Here is a 13387-nt window from a genome sequence, read left to right as displayed (position 1 = left end):
GGCAGCTCAATGATTCGGCGTCACGCGGCCGCCACAGAACACGAAGAAGCCACCGGCTGGCTGCCGGTGGCTTCTTCTATGCGGTCCTCGTCTCGAGCCGCGACGCCGCGGTTCAGCGGTTGCGCTCGCCGTTGGCCGAGAGGGCCGAGATGTCGTCCAGGACGTGCGACAGCGGCTCGTCGCCCTTGGTCTGGGACGAGTTCTCCGCGCACTTCTGCGACTGGTACGAGGACAGAACGTTGATGTCCTGAACCGTGATCGGGATGAGGCCGATGAGGGAGCCCACGTTGATCTTCTCCATGGGCAGCAGGCAGAGCCTGTTCAGGGTGCCCTGGATGAGCTGGTTCTGCGGGCTCATATTGCCGTAGGTGGCGGAGTTGCTGTCGCTGGAGTCGGCGCCGTTGCCGTTGACCGTGGTCGGGCCGTGGTCGTTGCCGGTGGCCAGCGCCTGCGGGGCGGCCATGGCGGAGATGCCGACGAGCGACAGGGCCACCGTTGCGGTGGACAGGGCCTTCTTCATCATGGGTTCTACCGTTCTTCCTGGAATGGTGCGGAAGTCTGGGACGCCGGGTCTAACTGACTTCCGCCTCATGAGTTTTTCCTTTTCACCTGAATGGTGAGTGCGCCGTGACCCGAAAATCCGTTACCGGCGCGGGGCTTTCACTCGACCGGCGGAAGTCCTCCCAGCAGATTCCGGCCGTCGATCAGTTTCCCGGTCTTGAGAGGACGCTTCACCGCCTCCACCAATGCGTCGAACTGCGGGCCTTCCACACCCACCGGAGGAGAGGCGGAAAGCAGCTCGCCACTTCCGAGCGCGTAATCGAGACCACCGTTCAAACTCGCGCGGGGCCCGACAGGCGGCCCGCTCGCAAAGGCGGGTGACGCTGCTCCCAGAGCCACCACAGAGCCCGCGATGGCGGCGGCCGTCCTTCTGTATTTCATAGGCTCTTTCTTCTCCCGGAAACTGTGTGATGTTCCGAAGGTCCGCCTGGCGGTCGATGGTGCATGGCAAGCCGGAAACCGCACGCGGCGCGCATTGCGCATCGGGCCGTACGGCTCGGACCGCACAGCGCGCGACTCCTCACCCTTTTTCGGGGCTCTGCGCTTGCGCTGAACCGCGCGGATCGCGGAACTGCTGACAAAGCGAGTTCCGCGATCCGCATATGTCCTCGCGCGCGAAGAGAGCCGGCCGACCGCGCACCGAGCCACAGTCGACGGGACAGGCTGACCGGACGGATCAGGCGCCGCGCCGGAGCGAGCGGCGGTAGAGCACCACGCCGCCCAGCAGCGTGCCCACACCGAGCGCCGCCGTACCCCAGGTGCCGCCCCCGCCGGTCGCCGCCAGGACGCCGGACGCCGGGGCCTCGTGCTCCGGCTGGGGAGCGCTCGGGGCGGCCTCGTGGGCCGTACCGGCGGGCGGCAGTTCCTTCTCGGCCTTCGGAGCGCGCTCGTCGGCCTGCGGGGTCGCCGGCTTCTCGACTCGGTTCTCCACTGGCTCAGCGGGCCGCTCCGGAGCGCGCTCGGGCGGCTGCTCCTCGGCGCTTCCCGGCGGCTGCTCCTCCTCGGCCTGCTGCGGCGGCTTCGCCGGCTTCTCCTCCGGCTTGTGGTGGTGCGGAGGGTGCTTGGCCGGGGCGTGCCCGTTGAAGCAGTTGTTGCCGAACGCCGGGTTGAGCAGCGCCACGATGTTCAGCGTGTTGCCGCAGACACTGGCCGGTAGATGCACCGGAGCCTGGACCACGTTGCCCGATCCGACGCCGGGGGAGCCGGCGGCGCCACCACCGGCTCCCGCATCGGCCTGGGCGTATCCTGCTGCACTCGCGAGCGCTCCCGTAGCAGCGGCAGCGGTCAGGAGGCTGTTGCTCAAGACCTTTCGCATGGTCTCTTCCTGCTCTCAGTCTGGTGCGGAAGATGCGGAATTCTCGAAATCCCGTATCCGCGTATCAGGAAACCGGACGGCTCCGGCGCGTGGGCTCCACTCCCCGCACCGGAGCCGTCCGAACTGGTTCCCGCGCACGAGGGCGGGGAATGTCAGTCGGCGACGCAGGTGTTGCCGAACGCCGGGTTGAGCAGGGCAATGATGTTGACGGTGTTGCCACAGACCTGGACCGGAACGTGGATCGGAACCTGGATGACATTGCCCGAGATGACACCGGGGGAGTCGGCGGCGCCGCCCTGGGCGCCCGAGTCTGCGAGGGCCGGAGCAGCGGCAGTGCCCAGGGCCATCAGCGTGCCTGCGGCAACGGTCGCGACCTTCGTGTACTTCACGTGGGAGTCCTTTCTCAAGCGGGGTTTCCCTGGACCACGGATTTCGTATGTCCACGAGTGCTGGCTGATCGCCCGCAACTCCGCTGTCGCCATTCGTAACGATGCCGCGTTCCGTACGACACGAGTTATGCCGAATTACCTTCTTCATCCCTCCATTGGCGTAATGATGGGCACGGCTGCGTCACTCGATGTGAGTGTGTGCGCCTATATGCACCTCCACCTGAGGCATGACGTCCGGTAATTGACTCGGAAAACAGCGGAAGGCCCGGGGCGCACGCCCCGGGCCCATTGCCCGCGTTCCGCTCTGGCCGCGGCCGTGCCGCTCAGCGGTTTCCGGTGCCGTTACCGGAGAGGAGGGGAATGTCCTGCAGGAAGTGCGACAGCGGCTCGTCGCCCTTCGTCTGGGTGGAGTTCTCGACGCAGGTCTGAGTCTGCTTGCTGGACAGGAGGTTGATGTCCTGAACCGTGATCGGAATGAGGCCGATGAGCGAGCCCAGGTTGAGCTTGTCCGGCAGGGCGATGCACGGCTTGTTCAGCGAACCCTGGATCAGTGCGAACTGCGGGCTCCAGTTCCCGTAGGTGGCCGAGTTGCCGTACATCTGGTCGGCGCCGTTGCCGTTGACCGTGGTCGGGCCGTGGTCGTTGCCGGTGGCCATGGCCTGTGGGGCGGCCACGCCGACGATGGCCGTGGCCGCCGCCGCAGTGGCGAGCGCGTGCTTGATCATTGAAGTCCTCCTGACGTGGAGCTCGGACGCGGAGCGCACTGGACAACTTGGCTAAACAGGGTTAGTTGCGCATATTCACCCGGACGACAACACTCTGACCAGCCGATATGTGATCCTCGGCTGATCATTCCGGCCCTTTCCCGCCTCTTTCCGATCCCTTTTCCCACCTTGCTCGGAGCCGTTCAGCGGGCTGTTCATTGGGTCGTTTGCACGCCTTCTGAAGGCTGTTTGCCAGCCGCCAGCCGCCAGCCGCCAGCCGCCTGCCGACCGCCCGGCGACCGTCTTCCGGCCGAGTCATCGCCGCCCCCCGATCGCCGTCCCCGACCGAAGAGCCCGCCCGTTCGGTGCAGCCGTTCCTGCCGTGACGGCCCATGGGCGGTATGCATGGAGGGCGATATGCATGGAGAGTCACGCAGGGGCGTGCGGCACCGCGCAGCGCGAGGCACGGAGAACGAGGCGCGGGGTGCGGCGGCAGGCGGGTCCCGGAAGGGAGCACGGCCGTGAGCGGGACCGTTGTGGTGGGCGTCGACGGCTCTCCGTCGAGCCTGGAGGCCGTCGATGTCGCCGCGCGAGAGGCGAGGCTCCGCGGGGGTCCGCTGCGCGTCGTGCACGCGTTCGTCTGGCCGACGACGAAAGTCCCGCTCGGCTCGTCCGCCACGGGCCCGCCCGAAGAGGGCATGCGCAGCCTCGCCGAGCGCACCACAGAGGAGGCCGCCGCCCGAGCCAAGAGCGTCCAGCCGACCGTCGAGGTCACCCACGCGGTCGTGCCGGGCGAGCCGCTCTCCGTCCTCGCCACCGAGTCGCGCGACGCCGAGCTGGTGGTCGTCGGCACACGCGGGCTCGGCGGCTTCACCGGGCTGCTCGTCGGCTCGGTCGCCGTGTACCTGACCGCACACGCCGAGTGCCCCGTGCTGGTCACCCGCGGCAGGAAGCACCCCGCCGGGCCGGTGCTGCTCGGAGTCGACGGTTCCGAAGTGGGCGACGCGGCTGTCGGCTGGGCGTTCAAAGAAGCGTCACTGCGCGGTGCCGAACTTGTGGCACTGCACAACTGGAACGCCTGGACGGGACCGATCGGGGCGGGCCCCAGCATCCAGGTGCCCACCTACTACGACGTGGACCTCTACCGGGCCGAGGAGGAGCGGGTACTGGCGGCGGCGATCGTCGGCTGGCGCGAACAGTACCCGGACGTCGAGGTGACGCCCCGGCTCGTCCAGGAGTACACCAGGCAGGCACTGATCGCCGCCAGCGAGGACTCCCAGCTGCTGGTCGTGGGTGCGCGCGGCCGGGGCGGTTTCACCGGGCTGCTGCTCGGGTCGGTGAGCCAGGCGGTGCTGCACCACGCGCACTGCCCGGTAGCGGTCGTACGGGCGCACCGCGAGCACGGGCACGGGCACGGGCGGGGACACGGGCACGGACATGGGGGACATCGGTGCGGGCCCACGGAGGGGAACGGCGCCGCGGACTGAGGCGAAGGCGGCGGAGGGGCGTGCCATTCCGTGCCCGGTTGCCTGGTGTTGCGCGTCGCTTGGCTCGATTTCCAGCCGATCCGGTTCCTGAGTAGGGGAGTTGAGGCATCCTGCTCGGAGCGTGAACCAGTATGTTCCGGGCCCGGACACCGACGGGGGTCCGCGTCCGCTGCCCGGCGACTCCGACCGCGACCATACCGTCGGCCTTGCACCCAGGAGCCCCCACAACCATGTGTGCCTGCTGTCGCCCGTTCCTCCTCCGACGCCCGTCCCGGCACCCGAAGCGCAGCCCTGAACGCCGCAAACCGGCGCGCGGCGAGCCGCGTCGCAACCCCCACCGACGGGCGAGCCGTTCCCGGGCGTCCATCGCCGCCGTGCTGGCCGTCGCGGCTGTTCTCCTCATCGGTACGGCGACCGGATGCGGCAGCGGAGACAGCAGTACCGACGGCCGTGCCAACAGTGGTACGAGCGATCCGACGTGCCGCCCGCGCGCAGCCGTGACCGTCGCACAGGCGCGCCGTATCCTCGGCCGCTACGAGAGAGTCGCAGCCAGGGCCGACCGGGCCCGGGACGCCACCCTGCTGGCCGAGGTCGCTGCGGGCAACGCCTTGGAGCGCTCAAAGGCGGCCTACCAGCAGTACGCCTCACTCCCGGAGCGCGAACGGGCTTCGCTCGCCCGCCCCGCCCACTACCGGGACCCGAAGTTCCATATCCCTGCGGGCGCTTCGTGGTTCCTGGTGACCGCCACCCGTACCCGGCCCACCCCGCAGCCCACCGTGCTGGTCTTCGAAGCGGAGCGGGGAGGGCAGGCTCAACACACCGAGCACACCGCGGGCCCAGAGCGCACCGCCCGCCCAGAGCACGGGGCGCGCCCAGAGCACAGGGCGAGCGCAGAGCCCCCGCAGCACACCGAGCACACCAAGGTCACCGAGCCGCCCCCACGCGCAGAGGGCGCAGAGGACGCAGAGAGCGCGGAGCGCGCCGAGCAAGCGGACAAGCGGGCTCAGGGAGCCGACCGAAGGAAGAGCGTCGGCCACGCGGCCGCGTGGCGCCTGCGCGCCGCGCTCCCGCTGCAGGACGGACGCCTGCCGCACATCGCAACGACACCGTCAGGGCTGGCGACCGAGGCCGACCCCACCTCCCGGGCTCGTACGCCGCGCCCGTACGACATCCCGACGATGTACGAGGACCTGTGGCAGACGGGCGGCACGGAAGAGGCCGCAGCACTCGCCCCCAACGCTGTGACGAAGGAGGCCCGGTCCACCTATCGGCACCGTGACGACGAACTCGGCGCCGAGGGGGCGCGAAGACGCTTCGTACCGACGCGGCCGCGCCATCGCGACAGCTATGCGCTGCGCACCGCGGACGGGGGAGTGCTGGCGGTCGTACCCCTCGCACACCAGCAGCGGCTGCGCGTCACCCGCCCCGGCTACCAGCTCACGCCGTCCGGCGAGGAAGCCGTCTACGACCCGACGCCGCGCTCCACCGTCATCAGCACCTTTCACGGCCAAGCTCTCGCCCACCTGCCGCGCAGTGGACGGCCGACTGTGCTGTCGGCGAAGTACGCACTTGTCGACTCACGCTGAGCACTCGATCGAGGGCTCGAAATGCCCATGCGGAGGTGGCCGAGAAATGCTGCAAAGTGCTGAACGCGGCAACTGCCTGTCAGAGGCCCTCACGAGGCGCCTCAGCACACACGGTGCAGCCAGCCGTGTGTGTCCTGGGCACGGCCGTACTGGATGTCCAGCACATGCTCGCGCAGTTCGACCGTCTTCCTGCCCGGTGAGCCGTCACCGACGGTGAACTCGTATCCCTCGCCACCGCCTCCCTCCCCCTTGAACCCGGTGATCGGGGTGACCACCGCCGCCGTACCCGCGGCGAACACCTCGACGAAGGTGCCGTCCGTGACGCCCGCGCGCAGCTCCCCGATGCTGACCGAGCGCTCCACCGGGGTCAGGCCGTGCTCGCCGGCCAGCGCCAGCAGGGTGTCGCGGGTGACGCCTTCCAGAATGGTGCCGAGTTCGGGGGTGACCAGCCGGCCGTCCGAGGTGATCAGGAGGAGGTTCATCGTGCCGGACTCCTCCAGATTCCCCTTGCCCGCGCTGTCGAGGTACAGCACCTGGTCGCAGCCGTGCTCCGCCGCCTCGCGCTGTGCGGCCAGGCTCCCGGCGTAGTTGCCGCCGCACTTGGCAGCACCCGTACCCCCCTCAGCCGCGCGTGTGTATGTGCTGGTCACCCAGAGGGTCACGCCGGTGACACCGGACTCGAAATACGGCCCGGCCGGGCTCGCGATCACGGCGTACTCGACGCGGGAGGCCGGTCGTACGCCCAAAAACGCCTCGGACGCGAACATGAACGGCCGCAGATAGAGGCTCTCCTCGCCCTCGGGCGCCGGAACCCACGGCTCGTCGACCTCCACCAGCGTCGCGACACTGGTGACGAAATCGTCCTCCGGCAGCACCGGCAGTGCCAGCCGCCGGGCGGAGCGGGCGAAGCGGCGCGCGTTCACCTCCGGCCGGAACAGCCACACGCTGCCGTCATCGTGCCGGTACGCCTTCAGGCCCTCGAAGATCTCCTGCGCGTAGTGCAGCACAGCGGCGCTGGGATGGAGCTGATACGGCTCCAGCGGGCCCACCTTGTGCCCCTCCCAGCCGCCCTCGGCTGTCCAGGTGGCCGCAGCCATATGATCGGTGAAGTGCTGCCCGAATCCGGGCGCCGCCAGGATCGCCGCCCGCTCCTCGGCCCCGGCGGGCCGCCCGCTCCGCACCACGGCAAACTCAGCACTCACACCGACTCCTCCCGCCGCCACCCGCCATTTGGCGCCCGGCACCCGCCGCCCAGCGCCGTCATCAGTACGGGCGCTGTCGCCGTACGACGCCCGGGCATCGTAAGTCGCAGGACCTCTCCACGACACGGCTTTGCACCCGGCACGGCGAGGCGTGCGCCTACGGCGCGCCGGGGGCGGCTGGACCGCTGGCGGCTGGCTGCTAGCCGCTGGGCGCTGGCCGCGAGTCGGTAGCCGCTGAACGGGGGCTGGAGGGTGGCGCGTGTACCGGCGCTCGGCCGCCCGCGCGCACCCCCTCGCAGTTCTACGTCAAGCAGTCGTACGCGTACTCGGCGGTACCCCTGCCCTTCCAGTACACGGTGCCCGTTCCGTACGCGGGAATCGTCACGCACTTCGGGTTCTTACCGGAGCTCAACTGCACGGAGCCGTCGATCTCCACGCCGCAGTCATTGCGCAGCGAGGCCCAGCCCGGACCCTGATCGGTCAGCTCGGCGCAGGCACCCAGCACATGCGGCGCCGCAGCCCCGCGCTCGGCGGCACCGGCGGCTTGAACAGGTACGACGACCAAGGCGGCGCCGGCCACCAGCGCACCCAGAGCGCGCGGAAGTCGGAACATGAACGGTCCTCCCCGTTGGCAGGTGCGGAAACAGACGTCACCGTCCGACCCGCACCCCCGGACGCGCCCTCACCGGCGGTCGACCATCCGCCGAACGACCAACCGCCACACGACCTACGTACGCACGATCCCGTACGTGACTGGCCTCGGCCGATCACGGCCACCGAGCCAGATCCTCACCCAACCCCCACCCCACCGCAAGCCCTCACCACGACTCACCTGGGCGCCCAACTCCCCTGGCTCCCCCTTACGTTGGACCGCCCCGCCCCTGGCTCCGGCTGAGCCGCATTCGACCCCACTGCCACTCGGAAGAGGTCACGGCACCTCGTCGCAGGATGTGAAATCACCGCACGTCCGACGACGCGAGCTTTATGAAGCTCTCCAGCGCTTCCCGCGCACCGGTGCCACGAGCGTTCAGCTCTCGCTTGTCGGTGGCTTTGTGGGCCGTGGAGGTGAGGTCGTAGGCCCGCTGGGCCGCGTCCGTCAGAGACTGCTCACTCGCTATGAGCTGGACCCGGAACAGGGCATGCAGAGCCACGCCACGCAGACGATACGCCTCGACCCGGGCGTCGAAGCAGGCCGCGCTCTCCGGGTCCTCGTCCTTGCGGTGCCAGCGGTCGTGCTGCCCACGACGGAACTCGGTCACCGCGCCGGCGAAGTCGCTGTAGACGGCCATCCGCTCGGCACGCAACTGCTGCTGAACAGCGAACCGCTGATCCCGCGCCGCTGCCCTGCGCTGGAACACATGCGTCAGACCCGCACCCAGGAGCGTTCCGCACACCGCGATGAGAGTCGAAAGAGCGCCATCCACGACCAGCAGCACACCACAAAGATCACCCCGCGGCCACCATGGGCTCGGTCAGTTGCACCCGACAGGATCCGAACCTGCCACCGACTACCTGAGGTCAGGGTTCGGAACACCTGGTGACCGTCAGCGGAGGATGAACGGCCCGCGCCGCAGTGCGTACGGAGAAGCGCAAGCAGCGAGTACGACGGCCCTCCGCGCTCACCTCGCCGGCCGCATCAGTCACCGCGGCCCCCCGAGGGGCGCGGAAATCGGCGCTCGGTGCCTTCAAGCCCGCCACCTGCACGCTACCCCGTCGATCAGGCCCGGACAGGCCGATACGGCGGCGCCGAGGTCGAACCGGTGCCCTCTGCTGCCGAGCACACGCACCTCACGCCCTATGCGCCGGAGCCGCCCCCATCAGGGGCGGAACCAACGGGTCTCCCGGGGTCTCTTGACATGGGCCACAATGCGTGGAAACTAGGAATTACACCAGAAAACCGGGGAATTGCACCGGCAGTGGAGACGTCCACTGGCAGGAGATTCCCGCAGGCTCTGGCCAGGCCCCCGAAGCCCCTCGCTACCGGAGCCTCAGCGACGACTGAGGCAGATGGCAACGGTGAGGACTCCGGGGACTGTTTTATGTCACGACAGCAGCTGAAGAGCGAGCGACAGCCCCACGCCCCGGTCTGATCCGGGGCTTTCGTCGTACTGGCGCTGCCCGGCAGCCGCAGCCCCCTACCCAACGACAAACGCCCCGCAACCAGCATCAAGCCTGGTCACAGGGCGTTGTAGCACTTCACGGGAAGTACCCCCGGCAGGATTCGAACCTGCGCACACGGCTCCGGAGGCCGACGCGCTTCTCTACGTCTGTGCAGGTCGACGCACTGATCGACTCGGGCTGGAGGTGCGTCACGCCGCGCATACGCCGTGGGCGCTCTGTATGCGGCGACTGCGAAGCGATACCGTCGACATGATCTATGCGGCGGGGAGGCGCGAGCATGACGGCGGAGTTCACTGCTGAGTCGGCGGGCGCGGTGCTGGGGGAGGCGTGCCGCTCGGCGGGGCTCGACCCTACGGGCGCGGAGCTGCTGCGGCTGGGCTCCAACGCGGTGTACCGGCTGTCGACCGCGCCTGTGGTCGTCCGGATCGCGCGGGACACCGATGCCCTGGACGAGATGACGCGGGCGGTCGGGGTCGCTCGCTGGCTGGAGACGGAGGACTTCCCCGCGACGCGGGTGCTGGGCGACGTGGAACAGCCGGCCGTCATCGGTGGCCGGGTCGTCACGTACTGGGTGAACCTTCAGGACGAAGTCGAGTACGCCCGCCTGGACGAGCTGGCCGACCTGCTGAAGCGGCTGCACTGGCTGGAAGAGCCGAAGTCGCTCGGGCTGCCGCATTACGACCCGTTCGGCAAGGTGTGGGACTCGCTGCGTGGTCTCGGTAGCGCTGTCTCGGATGGGGACCGGTCCTTCCTGGAGGAGCGGGCCGGAGAGCTGAACAAGGCGTACGACCGCTTGGACTTCGTTCTCCCCTTCGGCATGATCCACGGGGACGCCAACGTCGGGAACTGCCTCCGCGACCGGACCGGGCGCGCTGTCCTGATCGACCTCGACGGCTTCGCGCTGGCACCTCGTGAGTGGGACCTGGTCCTCACCTCCCTCTACTACGAGCGCTTCGGCTGGCACACGCGGACCGAGTATGAGTCCTTCGTGCATCACTACGGATTCGACCTGATGAACTGGCCGGGCTACCCGGTGCTGGCCGACGTGCGTGAGCTGATGATGACGCTGTGGCTCGGGCACCAGGTGACGACGAACAGCAGGGCAGCGGAAGAGTTCCCCCGGCGGGTCGACAGCATCCGGACCGGAGGCAGCCGGAAGGATTGGCAGCCGTACTGATCAGCGGCTTCCGTCGCGCTGTCCCTCCGCAGCGGCCCACAGCCGGTGCCCATTCGCCTGCTCGCGGAAGGAACGGACAGCGGCTGTCTCTCCCACTGCCGACAAGCCGTCCCGAAACTCCTTGAGGTAGCTGACACAGCGCGCCGACTTGAGCTGCTCGCCAAGATCAAGAGCATCAAGGGCTACGCGGCATGCCTCCTCGGGGTCTCCGGCCCGTAGGTGGGCGTCGGCAAGGACCATGGTGGCGAAGAAGTCGCTCCGTACGTGGCTGCCGCTCATGGCGTTCTCAGCATGGGCCACGGCTCGGCGGGCGCTGTTCACGTCGCGGAAGCAGTGGGCGGCCTCGGCTGCCAACTCGGCCTCGTCGAAGTAGGTGATCCACTCGGGCTCGTCGCTGCTGTTGCGGCTCTCCAGTGCCTTGGTGGCCTCGCTGAGTGCTTGTTCGCACGCGCGGATGTCACCCGTACGGGCAAGGGCACGGGCCTCCATCGCATGGAACTGGGCCATCAGGGTCGGTGTCGCCACGCCTGAGATGCCCATACGTGCAGCTCGGGCGAGTGTCGCGGCCTCGGTGTAGTTGCCGAGAAACGTGGCCTGGTGGCTCATCGCGGACAGTATGCTCCCCGCCAGTCGGCGGTCGTCGCCGTCCTGGGCCAGACGAAGCGCCTGGAGGAAGTACCGCTGAGCCAGGCCGTGGTGACACGCGTCGTACGACATCCATCCGGCCAGCAGAGTGGACTCCGCGACGGTGGAGAACAGCGCCCGGCCGACAGCTTCCGTGTACTGGCCCGTGAGTAGGGGCGCCACATCCCGACTGAGGTACTGGACGACGGACTGTCGCGCATGCGCGCCGCCGAACCGGTCGTCCATCTCGGCGAACATGTCACTGGTCGTCTTGATCATCGCAACGTCGGCCAGTCCCACCCGTGCGCCATCCGTGCGTGCGGTCGACGGGAACGAGGGGTCCGGTGCAACCAGCCAGCGCAGGGACGCTTCGCTCCACGCGTGCTGTGACGCCTCGGAGAGCAACAGCGGCTCGTAACCGTGCAAGTCAGCGCGCCACAACTGGCTGACGGTCTGAAACGCCTCCTCCGGGGTCGGGGGATACCGCGTCTCCAGCAATCGGGAGTCCTGGCCGGCGGCGGCACTCAGCCCCAACTCGGCCGGAGCGATGTCGAACGCCTCGCAGATGAGTGCCCCGTAGAACTCGTCGGGCGTGCTGTGCCCGTTCTCCCAGGTTGCGATGCGGCGCTTCACGCTGTCGTCGGACGGGAGCGCCTTCCCGTGGCGCTTCGCGCACAGTCGCATCTCGCTGACGAGCCTGAGCTGTCCCCAGCCGCGGGCCTTGCGAGCCGCGCGGAGGAGTTCCCCAAAGGACCGGTTCGCTTCCGTTCTGATCGCCTCCCCGCGCTTCCGACCAGATGCGATGCCCTGCTGGCCTCTCCGAATCTACGGAATGTGATGCCGCGCTGTCTGCTCGTAATGCGCACCTCTTGCCTCCCTCGGCAGATGATCCAGGGTGACGCGGGGCTGGAGGGCACGTCATCCCCCGTCACCTCTCGTCATCTGCCCAGCTCAGGGCGGTGCGGCCGAAAGTGGTTCCCACGCGGCCAAACGGCTGGGGCTTGGACCAACTGAGGTGATTCGACGTGCAGATGATGACAAGAAGGGGAGTTCAGTGGATCTCCTGCGCAGCCGATGACCCGGACGAGTGCCGGGAAGCCTGGCTGGTTGACCCTCGACGCCCCTACGCGTTCCCGGCTGGGCGCTTCTTCGACGTCGTCGTGGTCGGACAGCGGGTCGGGCTGGAGACCTTCGACCAACTCCAGCGCCACGGTATGCCGCTCGGGCCCGTGATGGCGGACCGCGCCTCCGGCCAGGTCGGCTTCTTCGTCCCCACCTGGGCGCGCGAGCCGTTCCGCCGCATGGTCCAGCAGGAGTCGACGGACGAAGCACCTGAGTACCGCTATCTGGGTGAGGGCTCGGTAGTGGTCGTTCCCGGGCCGATGCCGCTGACGGGAGATCGCTACATCTGGCTCCGGGCTCCGATGCGTCGACCGGAAGCGTCCCCCTCGCGCATTGCGGCGCTGGCAGCGATGTTCGTCGCTGCGTCGTCTGTCGTGGCTCGGGCGGACCGGTACGGCCGCGAGCAGACGGCTGCCTCTGCGGAAGGTGAGGCCACCCATGCCGGCTGACCACGAACACAGTGGCGACAGCGCGAGCTGGTCCCCGCTCGACAGCGAGGAGTGGTACGCGGCGCGGGACGCGGCCGCCGGGCTCCGGGACGTACTGATCGCTGCTGGGATGGAACGCGACTTCCCGTACCTGCGCGCCGACCTGAACGCCTTCGGACACGGGCTGATCGAACTCGGCCGCATCTCGCCGGAGACGGCCGAACGGCTCACGGAGCTGCTGCGGCGGGCACTGGAGAGCACGTACGAGGTGCCGGGCACGGGCACGAACGGCCGTCAGCAGCGGAACGACTGAGCAGAGCGGATGAGGTGGACGACGTGACGGACTCCAAGGGCGTGTGCGCTCGACCTGCGGACTGCCTCACCCCAGGTGTGGCCTACGTACGCGGATGGGCCGATGGCAAGCGCGCCGCTGACGGCCTCGCGCAGGTGCTACGCGCGGTCGGCCTGGAAGTGGACCTGCCGGGGCTCAAGGCCGACGTGAACGTCTTCGGGGACGGCGTCGTCACTCTCGGCACGGTGCGTCCGGACGCGGCGCGGCTGCTGGCCGACTTGCTGACGACTGGGCTCACGGCAGAGATGGCGTGCCAGGAAGACGGCTGGCCGGGGCTCGGAGGTGCTGCTGACAGTTCAGCGGCATAGCATCGTTCGGC

Annotated in this window: 15 protein-coding genes; 6 read left to right on the top strand and 9 right to left on the bottom strand. The window is 68.9% G+C overall.

All coding sequences use genetic code 11. The features are described 5' to 3' along the window. Positions 1–112: 112 nt before the first annotated feature. The 5 genes from JW592_RS31990 to JW592_RS31970 all read right to left on the bottom strand — a co-directional run bounded on the left by JW592_RS31990 (position 113) and on the right by JW592_RS31970 (position 2990). On the bottom strand, positions 113–520 hold the full coding sequence (locus tag JW592_RS31990; protein ID WP_209268793.1) for a rodlin: 408 nt from the start codon (positions 518–520) through the stop codon (positions 113–115). Between the two features lie 140 nt (positions 521–660). Next, on the bottom strand, positions 661–1068 hold the full coding sequence (locus JW592_RS31985) for a hypothetical protein (RefSeq protein WP_209268790.1): 408 nt from the start codon (positions 1066–1068) through the stop codon (positions 661–663). A gap of 169 nt (positions 1069–1237) precedes the next feature. Continuing rightward, positions 1238–1876: a chaplin gene (locus JW592_RS33485; protein WP_229377216.1), complete on the bottom strand. Its 639-nt coding sequence runs from the start codon at positions 1874–1876 to the stop codon at positions 1238–1240. Positions 1877–2028: 152 nt separating this feature from the next. Next, entirely contained in the window at positions 2029–2265 is a 237-nt protein-coding gene (locus tag JW592_RS31975; protein ID WP_209268789.1) for a chaplin, read from the bottom strand. A gap of 323 nt (positions 2266–2588) precedes the next feature. Continuing rightward, positions 2589–2990, bottom strand: a complete 402-nt coding sequence (locus tag JW592_RS31970; RefSeq protein ID WP_209268788.1) for a rodlin — start codon at positions 2988–2990, stop codon at positions 2589–2591. A gap of 500 nt (positions 2991–3490) precedes the next feature. Here JW592_RS31970 and JW592_RS31965 point away from each other — a divergent pair, with 500 nt between their 5' ends. Together JW592_RS31965 and JW592_RS31960 are read left to right on the top strand one after the other, a co-directional pair. Then, positions 3491–4456 (top strand): universal stress protein, encoded by a 966-nt coding sequence (locus JW592_RS31965; protein WP_209268787.1) that lies wholly within the window; start codon positions 3491–3493, stop codon positions 4454–4456. Between the two features lie 374 nt (positions 4457–4830). Beyond that, positions 4831–6042 carry a DUF8094 domain-containing protein gene (locus JW592_RS31960; protein ID WP_209268786.1) on the top strand — a complete coding sequence of 404 codons (1212 nt, stop codon included), beginning with the start codon at positions 4831–4833 and terminating at the stop codon, positions 6040–6042. Positions 6043–6143: 101 nt separating this feature from the next. On the opposite strand, the gene JW592_RS31955 is transcribed toward JW592_RS31960, so the two are convergent. From JW592_RS31955 to kilB, 3 genes are all read right to left on the bottom strand, one after another. After that, positions 6144–7244 carry a branched-chain amino acid aminotransferase gene (locus JW592_RS31955; protein WP_209268785.1) on the bottom strand — a complete coding sequence of 367 codons (1101 nt, stop codon included), beginning with the start codon at positions 7242–7244 and terminating at the stop codon, positions 6144–6146. 301 nt (positions 7245–7545) lie between these two features. Beyond that, positions 7546–7857: a hypothetical protein gene (locus JW592_RS31950; RefSeq protein WP_209268784.1), complete on the bottom strand. Its 312-nt coding sequence runs from the start codon at positions 7855–7857 to the stop codon at positions 7546–7548. A 343-nt stretch (positions 7858–8200) separates the two neighbouring features. Further along, entirely contained in the window at positions 8201–8668 is a 468-nt protein-coding gene (kilB, locus tag JW592_RS31945; protein ID WP_209268783.1) for a plasmid transfer protein KilB, read from the bottom strand. Between the two features lie 974 nt (positions 8669–9642). Between kilB and JW592_RS31940 the strand changes: the two genes are divergently transcribed. Continuing rightward, positions 9643–10542, top strand: coding sequence for an aminoglycoside phosphotransferase family protein (locus tag JW592_RS31940; protein WP_209268782.1), 900 nt, complete (start codon positions 9643–9645; stop codon positions 10540–10542). Here the strand turns inward: JW592_RS31940 and JW592_RS31935 are convergent, their stop codons facing one another. After that, a complete protein-coding gene (locus JW592_RS31935) occupies positions 10543–11940 on the bottom strand; it encodes a helix-turn-helix domain-containing protein (RefSeq protein ID WP_504739941.1) in 1398 nt (465 codons plus the stop codon). It lies immediately after the preceding gene. Positions 11941–12197: 257 nt separating this feature from the next. Here JW592_RS31935 and JW592_RS31930 point away from each other — a divergent pair, with 257 nt between their 5' ends. From JW592_RS31930 to JW592_RS31920, 3 genes are read left to right on the top strand one after another with little or no spacing between them, the layout of a single operon-like run. Beyond that, positions 12198–12737 carry a bifunctional DNA primase/polymerase gene (locus tag JW592_RS31930; protein WP_229377217.1) on the top strand — a complete coding sequence of 180 codons (540 nt, stop codon included), beginning with the start codon at positions 12198–12200 and terminating at the stop codon, positions 12735–12737. Then, entirely contained in the window at positions 12727–13029 is a 303-nt protein-coding gene (locus tag JW592_RS31925) for a hypothetical protein (protein WP_209268780.1), read from the top strand. The genes JW592_RS31930 and JW592_RS31925 overlap by 11 nt, the downstream gene beginning before the upstream one ends. Positions 13030–13052: 23 nt before the next feature. Then, a complete protein-coding gene (locus tag JW592_RS31920) occupies positions 13053–13376 on the top strand; it encodes a hypothetical protein (protein ID WP_229377214.1) in 324 nt (107 codons plus the stop codon). The last annotated feature ends 11 nt before the right edge of the window (positions 13377–13387 follow it).

The organism is Streptomyces spirodelae, assembly GCF_017676385.1.
In the GTDB taxonomy this organism is placed as follows: Bacteria; Actinomycetota; Actinomycetes; order Streptomycetales; family Streptomycetaceae; genus Streptomyces; species Streptomyces spirodelae.
The sequence above is the reverse complement of the archived record's forward strand: the minus strand, read 5'-3'. Positions and strand labels throughout refer to the sequence as shown.

Coding starts and splice junctions, on each gene's coding strand:
- JW592_RS31950 (WP_209268784.1), bottom strand. CDS start 7,857: ATGTTCCGACTTCCGCGCGCTCTGGGTGCGCTGGTGGCCGGCGCCGCC.
- JW592_RS31970 (WP_209268788.1), bottom strand. CDS start 2,990: ATGATCAAGCACGCGCTCGCCACTGCGGCGGCGGCCACGGCCATCGTC.
- JW592_RS31930 (WP_229377217.1), top strand. CDS start 12,198: ATGATGACAAGAAGGGGAGTTCAGTGGATCTCCTGCGCAGCCGATGAC.
- JW592_RS31940 (WP_209268782.1), top strand. CDS start 9,643: ATGACGGCGGAGTTCACTGCTGAGTCGGCGGGCGCGGTGCTGGGGGAG.
- JW592_RS31925 (WP_209268780.1), top strand. CDS start 12,727: ATGCCGGCTGACCACGAACACAGTGGCGACAGCGCGAGCTGGTCCCCG.
- JW592_RS33485 (WP_229377216.1), bottom strand. CDS start 1,876: ATGCGAAAGGTCTTGAGCAACAGCCTCCTGACCGCTGCCGCTGCTACG.
- JW592_RS31990 (WP_209268793.1), bottom strand. CDS start 520: ATGAAGAAGGCCCTGTCCACCGCAACGGTGGCCCTGTCGCTCGTCGGC.